Consider the following 17,239-nt stretch of genomic DNA (forward strand, 5'->3'; position numbering starts at 1 on the left):
TTTGAAATTTGCGCAAGGGCGCGCGCGCCCTCTCTGGCGCAGAAGGTTGCGCCGTCCAACGGAGGCGTGGTCAGGGAAGGGCGTTTCAGCTTTTTGCGCCGGGTCCGGTCTTGTAGATATCGAACAGCGACTCGACGTTCTTCTGATATTCCTTCTGCATTTCCAGCCCGGTGTCGAACATGCTGTTCATCACCTGGGAGAACTGGGCAAGGGCCGGATTGTCCGATGCCGGCTTCTGCGCGCCGGCGGCGCCCGCCTGCATCATGTCCTGAAATGCCTTGACGAAGGGGTTGTCGGCAAAGACGTCTGATGTCTTGGCCTTCTCTTCCTTCTTGGCCATGCCAAAGAAGCCCTGCATCGCCTGCGTGAAGGGGTTGTCGAAGGGGTTCGGCTGCGGTTCCGGCTTCTTGGCAAAGCCGGCCGCTTCCATCCACTGGCGCATCGCCGCTGCCATCGGGTTGTTGGCGAAGGCGTCGCTTGCGGCGGCGAATTGCCCGGTCGTCTGCTTGAACAGTCCGCCCATCAGCGTATCGGCCATGACCGGCAGCATCTGCTTGTAGATCTCCTGGCTGATGCCGGTGACCTGCGCGGCCTGCGCGGCGATCGCGCGCGACATTTCCTTCGATCCGAACAGCTGTCCGAGAACACCGTTGCCGTCGACCATGCCCTGTGGCGTGAAGGCCTGGCTCATGTCTTCGAAGTATTTGGCGTAGTTGCCGCTGCCGAGCGCCGTGAGCAACGCGCCGAAATCATATGGATTGGCCGTGTTGCGCTTGAAGGCGGCCGAGAAGGCGGGCAGCAACGCTGCCGTCGCCTTCGTCATCTGCTCCTGGGCGAGGCCGAATTGTTGAGCCATCAGTTCGATGGCCTTACCATTCTGGGCCTGTGCGAACATGTCAAAAAGCGGTGCCATCCCAGTTCCCCTTCGGCATCTCGACGCGCGGCGCTGTAAGCGACGCATATCCTTGCACTATAACGGGAAATCGGGGGCTGGAAACCGCTTTTTGAGAGCGCCTGGCGGGCGCCTCAATATTGGTATTCGGCGAAAACCGGATCGACCGAGCCGTTCCAGCGACCATTGTAGAGTGCCAGCAGGTCTTCGGCGAGCGTCGCCTTCTTGGCGAGCACCTCGTCGAGTGGCGCGAGGAACTGGCTTTCGTCGACGCCATCCCCGTTCAGCCGGTTGCGGCGCTTCAGGCCGCCGCGGGAAATGGCGATGACTTCGCGGGCGATGTCGTAGAGGGTGCCTGTGCGGAACCTTGTCGCAAGCGCCTGAACCGGAACGGCGTCGCGCATCGCGCTCACCTCTTCGAGGGTCCAGTCGCGGGTCAGTGTCTCGGCGGCATCGAGCGCTTCGCGATCATAGAGCAGGCCGACCCAGAAGGCCGGCAGCGCACAGATCCGCCGCCACGGGCCGCCGTCGGCGCCGCGCATTTCGAGGAAGCGCTTCAGCCGAACGTCGGGGAACAGCGTCGAAAGGTGGTTGGTCCAGTCGCCCATGTTCGGCTGCCAGTCGGCGATCTCGCCCTTCAGCGCGCCGCCCATGAACTGGCGGAAGGTGACGTGGGTACAGTCATGGTAGTGGCCGTCGCGCACGACGAAGTACATCGGCACGTCGAGCGCCCATTCGACATAGTCGGCGAAGCCGAAATCCGGACGGAAGGCGGACGGCAGCAGGCCGGCGCGCTGGTTGTCGGTGTCGCGCCAGATATCGCCGCGCCAGGAGAGCAGCCCGTTCGGTTTGCCGTCGGTAAAGGGCGAGCTCGCAAACAGCGCCGTCGAAAGCGGCTGCAGCTTCAAGGACACCTGCATCTTGCGGCGCATGTCCTCTTCGGAGGAAAAGTCGAGATTCACCTGGATCGTGCAGGTGCGGTACATCATGTCGAGGCCCCTGGTGCCGACCTTGGGCATGTAGCGGCTCATGATGCCATAACGCGATTTCGGCATGCGCGGTGTCTCGGCGAAGGTCCACTTCGGGCTGCCGCCGATGCCGAGGAAACGGATGCCGAGCGGTTCGGCGACTTCGCGCAGAACCGCCAAATGCTGGTTCGATTCCTTGCAGGTCTGGTGCAGGTTTTCGAGCGGCGCTCCGGAAAGCTCGAACTGGCCGCCCGGCTCCAGCGAGATCGCGCCATTGCCCGACTGCTCGGCAAGGCCGATGATGTTGCCTTGGTCGACGATCGGTTCCCAGCCGCTCTTTGCGGCCATTCCATTCAGAAGCGCCTGGATGCTGGCCTCGCCGAAATAGGGGACGGAGCTGTTGTCCGCCTTAAAGAAGGCGAACTTTTCGTGCTCCGTGCCGATCCGGAACCGCTCCTCCGGTTTCGAACCTTCTGCCAGATAGGCGGTCAGGTCAGCGACAGAGGTTACCGGCGTCTGGTCGGTGGTATCTCGGGCCATGAGCGTCTTCTTTTGTTTGGGCGGCTCCCACTGGATAGCGGGAGTTGATGAAGGCTGCTTGAACCGTATTCAGGTGCGGTGCAAGTCAATTTCTTTCAAGATCTCATCAAAAAAAGTAGGACGATTGCTTGCGCTGGAGCAAGCTCCGTGGAACTGGGTATCGTCGACCCAACCATACCTTGTGTTGAGAGGTCCCCTTCTTCTAGGAGCCATCTTCTAGGAGAACGAGCGGCTCCCGGTTTGCTGCGGAGCGACCGGCTATCGCCAGTCGCCGACAGTCGCCTGGATGACCGCCATGGCTGCGACAGCGGCGGTGTCGGCCCTGAGGATCCGCGGTCCAAGCGGAATGCTGCTGACGAAATCGAGGCTGCGCAGCAACGTTCGCTCTGTCTCGGAGAAACCGCCTTCCGGACCGATCAGCAAAGCGAGTTTCTTCTCCTTGACGGCGGCGAGAATTGGCAACGGGTTCTGGCTGTCGCTGCCTTCGTCGCAGAAGATGATGCGTCGGTCGGTGGGCCAGGTGGCCAGCACGTCCTCCAGTCGTCGCGGCTCCTCGACATCGGGAATGCCGAGCACGCCGCATTGTTCGGCCGCCTCGATGACGTTGGCGCGCACGCGCTCGATGCTGCCGAGCTTGCCCTGCACATGCTGCGTCATGACCGGCTGCAGCACGCCTGCGCCCATTTCGACGGCCTTCTGCACGAGATAGTCGAGCCTGCCGACCTTCAGCGGCGCGAAAAGATAGACAAGATCGCAAGGTTCGGGCTGCGGGCGCGTCTGCTCGACAGCGGTCAGCACCAGCTTCTTCTTGCTGGCGAAGGAGAGTTCCGCACGCCACTCGCCGTCACGTCCGTTGAAGACGAGGATCGAGGAGCCTTCCTCATACCGAAGAACGTTGACCAGGTAGTTGAACTGCTCCTTGGTCGCCTCGTGGGCGGAGCCCGCATTGAGGGTATGTTCGACGAACAGTCGCTGCATGCGAAAATTGGCGCGCATATCGGGGCCTTCACATGAAAATGCTGGAGAGGATGAGGTAGAGGACGGCCGATAGCGCGGCCGAGGCGGGAACGGTGATGACCCAGGCGCCGACGATCGTCAGGAAATGCGAACGGCGTACAAGGCGCCGGCGCCGGACTTCGGCGAAGTTGGTTTCTTCCGTTTCCATGAAGTCGGCCTGCCCTGTGCGCTGTCGGACATATTGTAGGCGACGCTTGGAATTGCGGATGTACCATTCACGGAAGAAGCCGACGCCGAAGACGGCACCAACGGCCGTGTGGGTCGAACTGATCGGCAGTCCGAGCGCCGATGCCAAAAGCACCGTGACCGCGGTGGCGAGCGCGACGCAGAAGGCGCGCATCGGATTGAGCTTGGTGATTTCCTGACCGACGACGCGGATAAGCTTCGGGCCATAGAGCAGAAGACCGATCGAAATGCCGAGCGCGCCGATCGCCAGTTCCCACAAGGGAGCCGGCGATTTCTCCGTGGTGATGACGCCGTCCAGGGCCGAAACGATCGCGGATAACGGGCCGATTGCGTTGGAGACGTCGTTGGCGCCATGCGCGAAGGAGAGAAGTGCTGCAGCCAGAATGAGCGGCGCGCGAAATAGTTTGCGAAGTGACTGGTTGCGGTTGTCCAGCCCCTCTGACTGTTTGTAGATCCACGGCTTGGTCAGGAAATAGACGGCAGTACCGATGATGACGCCCAGGCTGAGTCCTGTTGGCAAAGAGATTGCCGCAACCTGAACTAGGGCAATCTCCGCGAGGTATGCGGTGAAGCAGCCCGCGGTGACACTGAGAATGACCGGCATCCATCGCCTTGCGGCAGCGATCTTGTCCTCGCGGTAGATGATGAATTCCTTGAGGAAGGCGAGGAATGCGGCGGCAATTGCGCCGCCGAGAAGCGGCGAGACCGACCAGCTCAAAGTGATGCCGGCAAGCGACCACCATTGGACGCTGGAAAAACCGGCCGCGGCAATGCCGGCGCCGACGATGCCGCCGATGATCGAGTGTGTGGTGGATACAGGCGCCCCTGAATAGGTGGCGATATTGATCCAGGCCGCAGCCGAAGCGAGTGCCGACATCATGATCCAGATGATCGCTTGCGGGCCGAGCACATCTTCGCCGTAGACGATGCCTGCTTCGATCGTCAGCGCGACCTCGCGCCCGGCAAGCATCGCGCCGGCGATCTCGAAGATGGCAGCGATGATGAGCGCCGTCGCCATCGACATCGCTTTGGCGCCGACGGCCGCACCAACGTTGTTGGTCACGTCGTTGGCGCCGATGTTCATGGCCATGTAGCCGGCGATCGCTGCCGCGGCGATGATGATCGGCGCGCTCGCGGAATGGGTCACGAAACTCGCGGCAAAGGCCATGCTGAGCAGCAGAAATAGGCCGGCGAGCGCCGGCGCCGCCAGGCTGCGGCGGACATGCTGCGACGCCTCTTCGGCAAGACTGAGCTTGTCGAGGTCTTTGTCGAGCGTCTGTTTTGCGAGGCGTAAGCGCGGCTGTGCCACTGCCTGGAACTCCATTGTCACAATGGCCACTAAGGCCACTGCAACACGCTTTCAAGTGGATTTGATGGACATTGGCGTTGCGCGCGCCGGGAACCCGTATTCAGGGCATTGGATGCCCCTGAGGATCATCTCGAAGGCTAGCCGATCGCAGCCTTCGGCATCGGCGCAGACGGTGCTGCCATGCGTTCGCCGAAGGCGAGAATGAGGTCCTTCAGCGACGGCTCTGCCACCCGTGAAGCAGCCTCCTTGTAGTCGACCCATTCGAGCTGCCTGCGGCCTTCCTCGGGGAAGTGCTTGCAGAGGTCGTCGACTTCGAGGGCATGAACCTGCACCTTGACCGAGATCTTCAGGCCATGGTCCATGCGCTTCTGGTAAAGATAGTATCCGATCGTCGACTTCTGCACATGCCCTTTGACGCCGGCCTCTTCATAGGCCTCCCGCTCGGCCACCTCGTGGGCGCGCTTGCCCTGCATCGGCCATCCCTTGGGAATGACCCAGCGGCCGGTGTCACGGCTGGTGATCATGAGGATTTCGAGGGCCTTGGTCTTCTTGCGGATCCGATAGCAGAGCGCGGCATATTGCATGCGCGCCGGGCGGCGCAGCATCAATTGGACATCGGATGTGAGTCTGTTCAAGAAGTTCAAGGTCGTCAGCGCTCCTCTCAGCGAATCAGTGTTCTTGTTTTCTGTCAAAGCGAGTATGGCAGCGTCCTGTTGCGTGTAAATGTTACGGCAATTGGGCAGCCGGATATGCAGTCAGCTTTCCGCTGAACTGTGGTTCAGATACGACAGAATATGGTGTTTCCGCGTCGGTTTGCCAATCGCGGGCAAGTGGGCGTAGGCCTGCTCCGTCAGTTCGCGCGGTCGCGCTGCTGCAAGCGCAGGCGGGCGATACGGTTCCATTCGCCGGTGCGCTCCGCCTCGCGGGTTGCGGCGGCAACGAAGTCGATATGGTTCTGCGACGCGGCCTTTGCTTTCGCCGGATCCCTCGCCATGATCGCGTCGTAGATCGCCTCGTGCTGGCCAAGCAGCCGATCGCGCGCGCCCGGTGCATCGAAAACCGAGTTGCGGTGAAAGAAGATGCCCTGCTGAAGCAGCCGATAACAGGCGCGCAGCGTATGCATCAGGATGATGTTGTGGGCGCTCTCACCGATTGCCTGGTGCAGCTCGATATCGGCCTCGAGCTCCGCCTCGAAGTCGCCGGCGGCGTGCGCTGTACGCATGCGCTCGATGATCCTGGTCAGGATGTCCCGGTCGAAATCCGTGGCGCGGGTGGCGGCCAGTTCTGCGGTCAGGCCCTCCAGCTCGCGCCGGTATTCGAGATAATCCTGGGTCGCCTTGTGATGACGGGCAATCAGGTCGATCAGCGGCCTGGAGAAAATCTTCCCTACGACATCGGCGACGAAGGTGCCGCCGCCATGGTGGCTTTCGACCAGGCCGCGTCCTTCGAGTTCCTTGAGCGCCTCGCGCAGGATCGGCCTCGATACGTCGAAGCGTTTGGAAAGCTCCCTTTCGCCCGGTAAACGATCGCCGTCGCGCAGCACGCCTTCGAGGATCAGGAGCTCGATCTGATGCACGACTTCGTCCGCCGTGCGGCTGTGGCTGATGCGGGCGAAGAGGTCGATCTGGTCGTCGGTCACGTCTTGGTCTCCCGGATCACGATGAATTTCGGTCTTTTCGGCCCAAAATTGATCATGATTCTCATAGGTTAGAGCGGGAGGGGACGGAAATCCGCGCCTAGGTTGCTCGCACCGCTCTGCGCCGCAATCTAGGCAGCCGGCGGCAAGTGGTCAATTTGCTTGTCCACTTTGTGCGGCTGACAAAAGTCAAACTGCGGCAATGCGTCCTTTTTCTTTTGCTCGTTCGATTGATAAGAGAGTCGTGATGAACGCGTGAGGGGGACAAGAGCGCTTCATGGCAAAGGGTAGTTTTGCATTTCCGGTGGCGCCGATGCGCGCCTTGGCCTTGGGCGAGGTTCATTCGCGCCCCTATGCGCTGGTCACCACGCCGCGGGTGATCTTTCAGCTCGCCTTCCTGACGGATGGCGGCTCGATCGTCGATCATGCCGTGTTGTCGGAGCTGTCGCGCGCACGCGGCATCGCACCGCCGGGGCGGGACGCGAACCATCATGCAATGCCCTGGGGGCAGGGCACGTTGCGTTGGGAGCGTCACACCGAGTTCTCCACCTACTTCTGGGATGCGCCGCCGCCGGAGCAGTTCGGCGGCGAGGTGCCGATCCATCCCTTCGGCGACGGCTTTTCGCCGCCGGGCTCGCTGATCTCGGGCATCCGCCTGGAGATCCGGCCGGACACGCCCGAAACCCGTGACGCGATCGGGCTCTTCGATCCGACGAGCCTCTGCTACAGCGAAACCAAGAACGGCCAGGCGGTAATCGTCACCGACTTCCGCCAGAACGGCGACGGCCTGACGCAGATACTGGTCATCGACCGTGGCATGACCGAGGCGGGCACCGGCGCGCTCATTCAGCGCCTGCTCGATATCGAGACCTACCGGACACTGGCGATGATGGGCCTGCCGCTCGCCCAGTCGCTGTCGCCGGAGATCCGCCGGACCGAGGATGGCTTGACCGGAATCACCCAGCGTATGAAGGAAAATGTGCGCGAGGAGGCCGACGACATGCTGGCCGAGATCACCCGGCTTGCCGCCGACCTCGAGGCGGGTGCCGCGCTCAGCCTCTATCGCTTCGGCGCCAGCCGCGCCTATTACGGCATCGTGCAGGAGCGCATTCGCACGCTCTCCGAGACGCCGCTTCCGGGCTACGAGACCATCGGCACCTTCCTCGAACGACGCCTCGCGCCGGCGATGCGCACCTGCCAGTCGGTCGAGGAGCGCCAGGCCAACCTGTCGCGGAAGCTCGCCCGCGCGACCGCTCTTCTCAGAAGCTGGGTCGATGTCGAGCTCGAACGGCAGAACAGCGCGCTTTTGAACTCGATGGACCGGCGCGCCAAGCTGCAGCTACGCCTGCAGCAGACCGTCGAAGGCCTGTCGGTCGCCGCCATTTCCTACTACGTCGTTGGCCTGTTCGGCTATCTCGCCAAGGCAGTCAGCCACGAGCTGCCGATCGATCCGGGCCTCTTGACTGGCCTTGCCGTTCCCTTCGCCGTTGCCGGCGTCTGGCTGATCGTGCGCCGCATCCGCCGCCATCACGAGGAAGGTGAGCACAAGTAAGCAATTCCAGCAAAAGTGTGCAGCGTTTTGCGTCGGGAATTGCGAGAAACAAGCAATTCCAGCAAAAGTGTGCAGCGGTCATACGTCCGGAATTGCGAGAAACAGGCAATTCCAGCAAAGTGTGCAGCGGTTTTGCGTCCGGAGTTGCCAGAAACAAAACTACTGCTCCCAGTAGGGGATCGGCCCGTAAAGCCCGGCCAGGTAGTCGATGAAAAGGCGCACCTTGGCCGGCAGGAACTGCCGGCTCGGGTAAACGGCCGAGAGCGTCAGTTGCTTCGAACCCTCCCATTGCGGCAGCACCTGTACCAGCTGGCCGCTGCGCAATTCCGGGCCGATGTCCCAGGTGGAGCGCAGCGCAATGCCCGCGCCGGCGATGACGGCGGCGCGCACGATCTCGGAGGAATTGGTCACGAGCGGCCCCTCCGGGTGCCAGACCAGCGCGCCTTCCGGCCCTTCGAGCTTCCAGTTGTCGTTGTTGTGCGCCGGCAGGCAGAGATGGTCTGCGAGGTCGCCGATCTCCTTCGGTTCGCCATTGCGGGCGATGTATTCCGGCGAGGCGCAGAGAAGCCGCCGCACCGGCGCAAGCTTCCTTGCCACCAGGGATGAGTCTACCAATTCGCCGATCCTGACCGCCATGTCGAAGCCTTCCGCGACGATATCCGTGAATTCGTCCGTCAGCACGATGTGCAGTTTCAGGTCCGGATGGTCCTTCATGAACTTCGTCAGATGCGGCGCGATGTGCATCCGGCCGAAGGAAGTTGGCGCTGAGATTCTGAGCACGCCGAGCGCATGCGACGAGCGTCCGGAGGCATAGGCCTCGGCCTCCTCGATGCCCGAGAGAATGCCGAGTACGCGATCGTAGAACCCCTGGCCGGCTTCGGTCAGAGAGATCTGGCGTGTCGTGCGCTGCAGAAGCCGCGTTCCGAGGCGATCTTCGAGCCTCTTGATGCGCTTGGAGATCACAGCTGGGGAAAACCCCAGCGCCCGCCCCGCTGCCGACATACTGCCGGTGGAAACGACCCGTGCAAAAATCTCAAGATCGCCTAAATTCGTCATCAATCGTTGCCATTGTTTCCAAAACGGAAAAGCTCAATAGCATTTGCAGGGACTCTAGCCTAGTGGTAAAGAAAATAGACCAATTTACATGCGGCGGGAGAAACTGATGGCGGAGACGATCGGTTTTCTGCAACCGAAACAGGCTGTTATCGCCCGGCGCCGCGAGATCGTCGCCGACCTCGCCGACCTGTTGCCCGAGGGCTGCCTGATCAGCGACGAGCGCGGGCTGAAGCCCTTCGAGACAGATGCCTTTATCGCCTATCGTCGCATGCCGCTTGCCGTCGCGCTGCCGGAGACGACCGAGCAGGTCGCAGCCCTTCTCAAATATTGCAGCCGCTATGGCATCCCGGTCGTGCCGCGCGGCGCCGGAACCTCGCTTTCGGGCGGTGCCATCCCGCAGGAGGATGCGGTCGTCATCGGCCTTTCGAAGATGTCGCGCATACTCGATATCGACCTCTTCAATCGCGCCGCGACGGTTCAGGCAGGCGTCACCAATCTCAATATTTCCGAGGCGGTTTCCGCCGACGGTTTCTTCTATGCGCCGGACCCGAGTTCGCAGCTTGCCTGCACGATCGGCGGTAACATCGGCATGAATTCCGGCGGCGCCCATTGCCTGAAATATGGCGTTACCACCAACAATCTGCTCGGCGTGAAGATGGTGCTGTTCGATGGCACGGTTATCGAGCTCGGCGGCAAGGCGCTGGATTCGGTGGGCTACGATCTGCTCGGCCTCGTCTGCGGTTCCGAGGGGCAGCTCGGCATCGTCACCGAAGCGACGGTGCGGTTGATCGCCAAGCCGGAGGGTGCCCGTCCCGTGCTCTTCGGCTTTGCCTCTTCCGAAGCGGCCGGCGCTTGCGTCGCCGATGTCATCGGCTCCGGTATCATCCCCGTCGCGATCGAGTTCATGGACAAGCCGGCGATCGAGATCTGCGAAGCCTTCGCCCATGCCGGCTATCCGCTCGATGTCGAAGCGCTGTTGATCGTCGAAGTCGAAGGCTCCGAGCCGGAAATGGATGCGACGCTTGCCGGTATCGTTGCGGTCGCGCGCCGTCATGGGGTGGCGACGATCAAAGAGTGCCAGTCGGCCATGGAAGCGGCTGCGATCTGGAAAGGCCGGAAATCCGCCTTCGGCGCCACCGGCCGCATCGCCGATTATATCTGCATGGACGGTACGGTGCCGCTCAGCCAGCTTTCGCATGTGCTGCGTCGCACCGGTGAGATCGTTGCGAGCTACGGCCTGCGCGTCGCCAATGTCTTCCACGCCGGCGACGGCAACATGCATCCGCTGATCCTCTACAACATCAACGACCCGGAGGATGCGGCGCGCGCCGAAGCCGCCGGCAACGATATCCTCAAGCTCTGTGTTGACGCCGGCGGTTGCCTGACGGGCGAGCACGGCGTCGGCATCGAAAAGCGGGACCTCATGCTACACCAGTACAACCGGATCGACCTCGACCAGCAGATGGCGGCACGGGCCGCCTTCGATCCGCAATGGATCCTGAACCCGTCCAAGGTCTTCCCGCTCGAAGGGCGTCCCGCCGCATGATCGTGCATTTCGAACCGGCAAGCGAAGAGGGGATTGCGACCGTCGTTCGCGCGATGGCGGCCGATAGGGCTTCGCTCGCGTTGATCGGCGGCAACACGCGCTCGGGTCTTGGCAATCCCGTGCGTGCCGACCGGGTACTGTCGACGCGCCGCTTGTCCGGCATCGTCAGCTACAATCCGGCCGAAATGACGATCACCGCGCTTGCGGGGACGCCGCTGCGCGCGATCGAAGAAGCACTGGCCGAGAACCGGCAGATGCTTGCCTTCGAACCGATGGACCATCGGCCGATTTTCGCCTCGTCGGGCGAGCCGACGATCGGCGGGGTCTTCGCCGCCAACGCCTCCGGCCCCCGGCGCTATGTCGCCGGTGCCGCCCGCGACAGCCTGCTCGGCGTTCGCTTCGTCAACGGTGAGGGGGAGGCAATCAAGGCCGGCGGACGGGTGATGAAGAACGTCACCGGCCTGGATCTTGTCAAGCTTTTGGCCGGCTCGCACGGCACGCTCGGCATCCTCACCGAAGTCACCTTCCGCGTCCTGCCGCTGCCGCCAGCGTCCGAGACCATTGTGGTCTCCGGGCTCAACGATGCCGAAGCCGCGGCGATCATGGCCGAGGCGATGGCGCAGACGGTGGAAGTTTCGGGTGCTGCCCATCTACCGGAAAGCGTGCGCGGGCGGTTCCTGGATGGCGGGCTTCCGGACGGCGCCGCGACGGTACTGCGGCTCGAAGGACTGGAGGCATCGGTTGCGCTCCGGGCTGAAAAACTGACGAATGCGGTCGGTCGCTTCGGCGCGGTGACCCGGCTCGATGCTATCAGGACATCGAGGCTCTGGGCCGAGATCCGCGACGTCAAACCCTATGCCGACGGCACCAGGAAGCCGCTCTGGCGCGTCTCCGTCGCTCCATCGCTCGGCCATCAATTGGTGGCGGCGCTCAGGCTGCAGACCGGCGTCGATGCCTTCTATGACTGGCAGGGCGGTCTCGTCTGGCTGCGCATGGAGGCCGACCCCGAAGCGGAACTCGTGCGTCGTTATATCAAGGTTCTCGGTGGCGGCCACGCGACCCTCGTCAAGGCCGAAGAAGGCTATCGTGCCGCCATTCCATCGTTTGAACCACAACCCTTGGCCGTGGCACAATTGAGCGAGCGCGTCCGCGCGAAGTTCGATCCGCACCGGATCTTCAATCCGGGCCGCATGGCTGCGGTCTCCTGAGGCGACGGCGGTGGAACATGGGAGGAGTTGATGAGCGATAATGGTCCGCAGACACCGTTTTCCCGCGAGACTGATCGCTGGCTGGAGCCGGGCAAGATCAATGTCCAGGTGATCTATGTCCTTTATCTCGTGGGCTTTGCGGTGGGGATCACTCCGATCATCGGCGTGGTGATGGCCTATCTCAATCGCGGCAAGGGTGCGCCGTGGGTCCAGACGCACTATGAATGGGCGATCCGGACCTTTTGGATCGCCCTGTTGTTCGGCGTAATATCGTTGCTGCTGACGGTGCTGTTGATCGGCGTTCTCGGTTTCATCGCCACCGCCGTCTGGATCGTCGTGCGCTGCGTCGTCGGCCTGCAACGGGCCGCGCGCCAGGAGCCGATCACCAATCCCGAAAGCTGGATGGTGTAGACCACGGCGCAAACCCTGAAACCGGGTCCGGTCGAAGGATGCTGAAATGAGAATGCCGCGGTGACCGAAGCACGTCGCAAGTGCCCGTTACCGCGGAACCGGAAAGTGGAGTTCGCGTTTGCAGACCAATTTTACCCCCGCGCAGCTTGCCGACCCGCATGTGGCCGAATCCGAGGCCATCCTGCGCAAATGCGTGCACTGCGGCTTCTGCACCGCCACCTGTCCGACCTATGTGACGCTCGGCGACGAACTCGATAGTCCGCGCGGGCGCATCTATCTCATCAAGGACATGCTGGAAAACGGCAGGGCGGCCGACAAGGAAACGGTCACCCACATTGACCGCTGTCTCTCCTGTCTCGCCTGCGCAACCACCTGTCCCTCCGGCGTCGACTACATGCATCTTGTCGACCATGCGCGCGTCCACATCGAAAACACCTATCGGCGCCCGTTTAGGGATAGATTGGCGCGTTCCGTGCTGGCGGCGGTGCTGCCCTATCCCGCGCGCTTCCGCCTGTCGCTGAAGGCGGTCGGCCTTGCCCGGCCCTTCGCAGGGATGATGAAGCGCATGCCGTTGCTGAAGACCTTCGGCGTCATGCTCGATCTCGCGCCAAGCGCCGTGCCGCAGCCCTCCACTTCCGCCATGCCCGGCGTCCACACGGCGCAGGGAAAACGTGTCGGTCGTGTCGCGCTCCTGTCCGGATGCGCGCAGCCGGTGCTGAAGCCGGAGATCAACGAGGCGACGATCCGTCTTTTGACGCGCTTTGGTGTCGAGGTGGTTGTTTCGGCCGGCGAAGGCTGTTGCGGCGCCCTGGTGCACCACATGGGCCGCGAGAACCAGGCGCTTGAGGCGGCGCGCCGCAACGTCGACGCCTGGCTGAAGGTCGCAGACGAGGGCGGGCTCGATGCCATCGTCATCACCGCTTCGGGCTGCGGAACGACGATCAAGGACTACGGCCACATGCTGCGGCTCGATCCTGAGTATGCAGAAAAGGCGGCACGTGTCTCGGCGCTGGCAAAAGACATCACCGAGTACCTGTCTACGCTAGACCTGCCGGAACAGGATGCGAGGGGCATGACGCTTGCCTATCATTCCGCCTGCTCCATGCAGCATGGCCAGAAGATCACCGTGGCGCCGAAGCAGCTTTTGAAGCGTGCTGGCTTCGTCGTCCGCGATCCGGCCGAAGGCCACCTCTGCTGCGGTTCGGCCGGCACCTACAACATCCTGCAGCCGGAAATCTCGGCGAAACTGAAGGCGCGCAAGGTCAAGAACATCGAGGCGACGAAGCCGGATGCGATCGCGACCGGCAATATCGGCTGCATTACCCAGATCGCCAGCGGCACTGCGATCCCCATCCTGCATACGGTCGAACTGCTCGACTGGGCCTATGGTGGAGCAAAGCCCAAGGGGCTCTGATGGACAGGCAAAAGGCCGGCTCCGTGAGGAACCGGCCTTTCAAACTGTGCATGGTCGATGACCGTCAGCCGCCGAAGATCTGGCGGAAGATGTCGACGCCGCGATCGTCGAAATAGGTGTCGCCGGCTTTGCTGCCGGGGCCGATGACGATGACCTTGGTGCCGATGTCGGCGCGATCGTAGAGGTGTTCCACGTCGTCGTTCATCATGCGGATGCATCCGGATGACATGTTCTGGCCGATGGTCCAGGGCTGGTTGGTGCCATGGATCCGGAAGATCGTGTCGCGGCCGCCCTTGTAGAGATACATGGCGCGGGCGCCGAGCGGGTTGTCGATGCCGCCTTCCTGGGTGACCGGCAGGATGCGGCCCTTGGCAGCCTCGCGCTGGCGCATCTCCGCCGGCGGTGTCCAGGTCGGCCATTCGGCCTTGCGGCCAACCTTCACGACACCCGACCAGCCGAAGCCGTCGCGGCCGACACCGATGCCGTAGCGCGTCGCGCGGTTCGGGCCGTCGATGTAGTAAAGGTACTTGTTGTTGGTATCGACGATGATCGTGCCGGGGGCTTCGTCGGTGCGGAAGCGAACCTTGGTGCGCCAGTATTGTTTTGCCGGCTTCTTCGGCGTGGCCACGAGTACAACGTCTGATGATTTGACCTTGGAGCCTGTCGCCGGCGTCGGCGTGAAAGCCGAGGCGCTGGCGGCGACAAGAATAGTGCTGGTCGCGATGGCGATCGCGACCACTTTGCTGGCATGACGCTTCATATACGATTCCCTCTAACCCTCGTTGCAGGCAGGCTAAGCAAAATGCGCCGAAGTTCAAGCCTGCCATACAGCCGGCGGACCGCCGAACTTATATCTGTTCATGCTGCTGTTGCCTGAAAATCACGCATAGGCAATAGCAAAACGTGCGAGGGGGAGGGAATATTCTATGCTATGCTCCAATTATATGACGATAACCTTCGTGCCCACCTTCACGTGCTCGTAAAGGTCGACGACGTCTTCATTGCGCATGCGGATGCAGCCGGAGGAAACGGCATAGCCAATCGTCCAGGGCGCATTGGTGCCGTGGATTCGATAGAGCGTCGAGCCGAGATACATGGCGCGCGCGCCAAGCGGGTTTTCCGGGCCGCCGTCCATGCGCGCCGGCAGGTAGTGGCCCTTGGAGGCCTCGCGGCTGATCATCTCCTGCGGCGGCGTCCAGCTCGGCCACTCCGCCTTGCGGGTGACCTTGTGGGCGCCTGCCCATTCGAACCCCGGCTTGCCGACGCCGACGCCATAGCGCCGTGCCTCGCCGTTGCCAGTCACCAGATAGAGAAAGCGGTTGTTCGTATCGATGACGATCGTGCCCGGCTTTTCCTTGCTCTCATAGGCGACCGTCTGCGGCAGGTATTGCGGGTCGAATTTCGACTTGACCGGCCGCTGGGCGCGCATGGCGTTGGCCGGCTGGATCAGCGGGTTGATGGTGCGGCGCTTGACCTGCGGCTGTGCGACCTGTCCCTGATAATACTGTTTTCGGGTGGCTGCCGGAATCTGCTGCCGGTAGATGACCTGCCGCGTGCGGGCCTGCTGCCCGCCGAGCTGCATTACCCAGGGGGCGGTGAGGTCGGGGCTGACGACCACCGGAGGCCGGTTCTGATACCGATCCTGCGCCACGGCGGGAGCGGCGACGAGGGTCAGCAGGGAGACTGCTAAAAGAAGGGATTTTTTCAACATCGGACGGACTCGCTACCTTTCGCCGAAATTCATCAAGGGGGCGCAGACAGCCGAAGAACCGGACGCTCGAGCGGGGGGTATGCGCCTTGGCAATGGCGCGATCGTGTCACCGGGGGGCCACCGAATGGTAAACGGCGCTTCATTAAAAGGCGAAGGCGCCGATAAAGCTTTGGGTAGGGTTATCCGCCGCTTTAGGAATCTGGTTTGCAAATGGTAAAGGCAGGGAAATGAACGGGATGGAGCGAGGAAAGCGATGACGGTCAAGGGCATAGTGATCGGCGAGGACGGACTTCAGCGCTGCGCCTGGCAGGGCAATCTCGACGACTACCGTCGCTATCATGACGACGAATGGGGCCGTCCGGTCACCGACGATCGCCGCCTGTTCGAGAAGATCTGCCTCGAAGGGTTCCAGTCCGGCCTGTCATGGCTGACGATCCTGCGCAAGCGCGAGGCGTTCCGCGCGGCCTTTTCCGGTTTCGATTTCGATAAGGTCGCGACATTCGATGAGACGGATATCGAGCGCTGCCTGGCAGACACGGGCATCGTGCGCCACCGCGGCAAGATTGTCTCGACCATCAACAATGCGCGCCGCGCCCAGGAGCTCAGGCAGGAGTTCGGTTCGCTCGCGGGCTATTTCTGGTCCTATGAACCCGCCGCGGAAGAGCGCCCGAAACAGGTGACCTACGAGGCGATCGTTGCCAATCCTACGACCCCGACCTCGACGCGGATTTCCAAGGACCTGAAGAAGCGCGGCTGGACCTTCGTCGGCCCGACGACGATCTACGCCTTCATGCAGGCCATGGGCCTCGTCAACGATCACATCGAAGGCTGCCATTGCCGCGTGGTTGTCGAGGAACTGCGTGGCAAGCTCGCAAGACCCAGGGCTCGCGTGGCCTGATTGATGCGCCCGTCGTCAGCTTGGCGATGGGCGTTTCCCGGTGAGGGAGCGCCAGCGAGGCTCTTCATAGAGCTGCTTCAACCCAGGGAAAAGTGTCCGCGGTTTCAAGCTTTGCGCTCAAGCGCAGAGCATCACGCGCTCGCGCGGAAAGGCGAAGACGCCTTGCAGCAGTTCCTCGCCGGTTGGCGTATCGAGCACGGACCGACCGACGCAGATAAGCTGCGCCGCTTGCGATGTCGGCGCGCGCACCATGGCGGTAAAGCAGAACGAGGATGACGAGGCGGTCGCCTGTTCGAGTATGTTGAGCACGGTTGGGCGATCCTTGCGGTCATAGGCGCGAACCAGATCGATGATGCCGCAGGAAGGAGCGGAGATGCCGAGCAAGGCGGCGGTATTTTGGCCGAGCTGGAAAATGCCGGTCGCGAGATCGCAGCGCCAGGCTTCGATGAGGTAGGTCCCCTCGTCGAGGCCCCGCATCCAATTGTGATGTGCGCCCAGATGTCCGGGCCGGATCGCCCCGCAGCCAGGTGTCATGAATCTCAACATGATGCCCATCCCTCTCTTCGCGCCGACCGCGAGACGTCTCCGCAGAAATCCGCCATTCCCGATGAAATGGTTCGCCGTTCCATTTTGCCGTTGGGGTATTGGGTCCGATGCTCTCATTGCATCCGGAATGACCTGCGGGTAAATGCTCCGGACCGAAATTAGCCGATGATCTTCATGATCGAAACGTCGGCGATCGATCGGGTGATAAACTTTTAGTGATTGTTGGCGATTTAATGCGCCTTATGGTTGAGGTCAACCCGATCCGATCGATAGGTCGAGACAGCCGGCTCCAGCTTCGTCTCGCGCCGAGTAACCCGCATCGCTTGCTACGACCGGCGCAACGCGCGCT

Annotated in this window: 16 protein-coding genes; 6 read left to right on the top strand and 10 right to left on the bottom strand. The window is 62.3% G+C overall.

Annotated elements, in window-relative coordinates:
- Positions 1-85: 85 nt before the first annotated feature.
- From ACTJKE_RS00570 to ACTJKE_RS00595, 6 genes are all read right to left on the bottom strand, one after another.
- Positions 86-913, bottom strand: coding sequence for a DUF937 domain-containing protein (locus ACTJKE_RS00570; RefSeq protein WP_058325431.1), 828 nt, complete (start codon positions 911-913; stop codon positions 86-88).
- Positions 914-1,026: 113 nt separating this feature from the next.
- Positions 1,027-2,400, bottom strand: a complete 1,374-nt coding sequence (locus ACTJKE_RS00575; RefSeq protein WP_058325432.1) for a glutamate--cysteine ligase — start codon at positions 2,398-2,400, stop codon at positions 1,027-1,029.
- 258 nt (positions 2,401-2,658) lie between these two features.
- On the bottom strand, positions 2,659-3,396 hold the full coding sequence (locus ACTJKE_RS00580; protein WP_057250909.1) for a 16S rRNA (uracil(1498)-N(3))-methyltransferase: 738 nt from the start codon (positions 3,394-3,396) through the stop codon (positions 2,659-2,661).
- 10 nt (positions 3,397-3,406) lie between these two features.
- Positions 3,407-4,912: an inorganic phosphate transporter gene (locus ACTJKE_RS00585; protein ID WP_057251103.1), complete on the bottom strand. Its 1,506-nt coding sequence runs from the start codon at positions 4,910-4,912 to the stop codon at positions 3,407-3,409.
- A 137-nt stretch (positions 4,913-5,049) separates the two neighbouring features.
- Entirely contained in the window at positions 5,050-5,556 is a 507-nt protein-coding gene (locus tag ACTJKE_RS00590) for an NUDIX hydrolase (RefSeq protein WP_057251102.1), read from the bottom strand.
- 206 nt (positions 5,557-5,762) lie between these two features.
- Entirely contained in the window at positions 5,763-6,551 is a 789-nt protein-coding gene (locus ACTJKE_RS00595; RefSeq protein ID WP_082615829.1) for a FadR/GntR family transcriptional regulator, read from the bottom strand.
- Positions 6,552-6,825: 274 nt separating this feature from the next.
- On the opposite strand from ACTJKE_RS00595, the gene ACTJKE_RS00600 reads away from it, so the two are divergent.
- Positions 6,826-8,100 carry a DUF3422 family protein gene (locus ACTJKE_RS00600; RefSeq protein ID WP_057250905.1) on the top strand — a complete coding sequence of 425 codons (1,275 nt, stop codon included), beginning with the start codon at positions 6,826-6,828 and terminating at the stop codon, positions 8,098-8,100.
- Between the two features lie 159 nt (positions 8,101-8,259).
- On the opposite strand, the gene ACTJKE_RS00605 is transcribed toward ACTJKE_RS00600, so the two are convergent.
- On the bottom strand, positions 8,260-9,156 hold the full coding sequence (locus tag ACTJKE_RS00605) for a LysR family transcriptional regulator (RefSeq protein WP_057250904.1): 897 nt from the start codon (positions 9,154-9,156) through the stop codon (positions 8,260-8,262).
- Positions 9,157-9,262: 106 nt separating this feature from the next.
- On the opposite strand from ACTJKE_RS00605, the gene ACTJKE_RS00610 reads away from it, so the two are divergent.
- The 4 genes from ACTJKE_RS00610 (at position 9,263) to glcF (ending at position 13,735) form a co-directional block, all read left to right on the top strand.
- Positions 9,263-10,702: an FAD-linked oxidase C-terminal domain-containing protein gene (locus ACTJKE_RS00610; protein ID WP_057250902.1), complete on the top strand. Its 1,440-nt coding sequence runs from the start codon at positions 9,263-9,265 to the stop codon at positions 10,700-10,702.
- Positions 10,699-11,910 carry a glycolate oxidase subunit GlcE gene (gene glcE, locus ACTJKE_RS00615; RefSeq protein ID WP_057250900.1) on the top strand — a complete coding sequence of 404 codons (1,212 nt, stop codon included), beginning with the start codon at positions 10,699-10,701 and terminating at the stop codon, positions 11,908-11,910. Before ACTJKE_RS00610 ends, glcE begins: the two co-directional genes overlap by 4 nt.
- A 30-nt stretch (positions 11,911-11,940) precedes the next feature.
- Positions 11,941-12,321 carry a DUF4870 family protein gene (locus ACTJKE_RS00620; RefSeq protein WP_057250898.1) on the top strand — a complete coding sequence of 127 codons (381 nt, stop codon included), beginning with the start codon at positions 11,941-11,943 and terminating at the stop codon, positions 12,319-12,321.
- Positions 12,322-12,439: 118 nt separating this feature from the next.
- Positions 12,440-13,735: a glycolate oxidase subunit GlcF gene (gene glcF / locus ACTJKE_RS00625; RefSeq protein ID WP_058325433.1), complete on the top strand. Its 1,296-nt coding sequence runs from the start codon at positions 12,440-12,442 to the stop codon at positions 13,733-13,735.
- A 64-nt stretch (positions 13,736-13,799) separates the two neighbouring features.
- Here the strand turns inward: glcF and ACTJKE_RS00630 are convergent, their stop codons facing one another.
- Both ACTJKE_RS00630 and ACTJKE_RS00635 read right to left on the bottom strand, forming a co-directional pair.
- Positions 13,800-14,495, bottom strand: coding sequence for a L,D-transpeptidase (locus ACTJKE_RS00630; RefSeq protein WP_057250895.1), 696 nt, complete (start codon positions 14,493-14,495; stop codon positions 13,800-13,802).
- A gap of 180 nt (positions 14,496-14,675) precedes the next feature.
- A complete protein-coding gene (locus tag ACTJKE_RS00635) occupies positions 14,676-15,446 on the bottom strand; it encodes a L,D-transpeptidase (protein ID WP_058325434.1) in 771 nt (256 codons plus the stop codon).
- A gap of 253 nt (positions 15,447-15,699) precedes the next feature.
- On the opposite strand from ACTJKE_RS00635, the gene ACTJKE_RS00640 reads away from it, so the two are divergent.
- The gene (locus ACTJKE_RS00640; protein WP_058325435.1) at positions 15,700-16,344 is read left to right on the top strand and encodes a DNA-3-methyladenine glycosylase I; all 645 of its coding nucleotides are present in this window, start codon (positions 15,700-15,702) and stop codon (positions 16,342-16,344) included.
- Between the two features lie 117 nt (positions 16,345-16,461).
- Here ACTJKE_RS00640 and ACTJKE_RS00645 read toward each other — a convergent pair whose 3' ends face one another.
- A complete protein-coding gene (locus ACTJKE_RS00645; protein WP_058325605.1) occupies positions 16,462-16,890 on the bottom strand; it encodes a hypothetical protein in 429 nt (142 codons plus the stop codon).
- Positions 16,891-17,239: the final 349 nt, after the last annotated feature.

The organism is Ensifer sp. 22521, from assembly GCF_052044795.1.
Taxonomy (GTDB): Bacteria; Pseudomonadota; Alphaproteobacteria; order Rhizobiales; family Rhizobiaceae; genus Ensifer.

Coding starts and splice junctions, on each gene's coding strand:
- ACTJKE_RS00570 (WP_058325431.1), bottom strand. CDS start 913: ATGGCACCGCTTTTTGACATGTTCGCACAGGCCCAGAATGGTAAGGCC.
- ACTJKE_RS00575 (WP_058325432.1), bottom strand. CDS start 2,400: ATGGCCCGAGATACCACCGACCAGACGCCGGTAACCTCTGTCGCTGAC.
- ACTJKE_RS00580 (WP_057250909.1), bottom strand. CDS start 3,396: ATGCGCGCCAATTTTCGCATGCAGCGACTGTTCGTCGAACATACCCTC.
- ACTJKE_RS00600 (WP_057250905.1), top strand. CDS start 6,826: ATGGCAAAGGGTAGTTTTGCATTTCCGGTGGCGCCGATGCGCGCCTTG.
- ACTJKE_RS00605 (WP_057250904.1), bottom strand. CDS start 9,156: ATGACGAATTTAGGCGATCTTGAGATTTTTGCACGGGTCGTTTCCACC.
- ACTJKE_RS00610 (WP_057250902.1), top strand. CDS start 9,263: ATGGCGGAGACGATCGGTTTTCTGCAACCGAAACAGGCTGTTATCGCC.
- glcE (WP_057250900.1), top strand. CDS start 10,699: ATGATCGTGCATTTCGAACCGGCAAGCGAAGAGGGGATTGCGACCGTC.
- ACTJKE_RS00620 (WP_057250898.1), top strand. CDS start 11,941: ATGAGCGATAATGGTCCGCAGACACCGTTTTCCCGCGAGACTGATCGC.
- ACTJKE_RS00630 (WP_057250895.1), bottom strand. CDS start 14,495: ATGAAGCGTCATGCCAGCAAAGTGGTCGCGATCGCCATCGCGACCAGC.
- ACTJKE_RS00635 (WP_058325434.1), bottom strand. CDS start 15,446: ATGTTGAAAAAATCCCTTCTTTTAGCAGTCTCCCTGCTGACCCTCGTC.
- ACTJKE_RS00640 (WP_058325435.1), top strand. CDS start 15,700: ATGACGGTCAAGGGCATAGTGATCGGCGAGGACGGACTTCAGCGCTGC.
- ACTJKE_RS00645 (WP_058325605.1), bottom strand. CDS start 16,890: ATGTTGAGATTCATGACACCTGGCTGCGGGGCGATCCGGCCCGGACAT.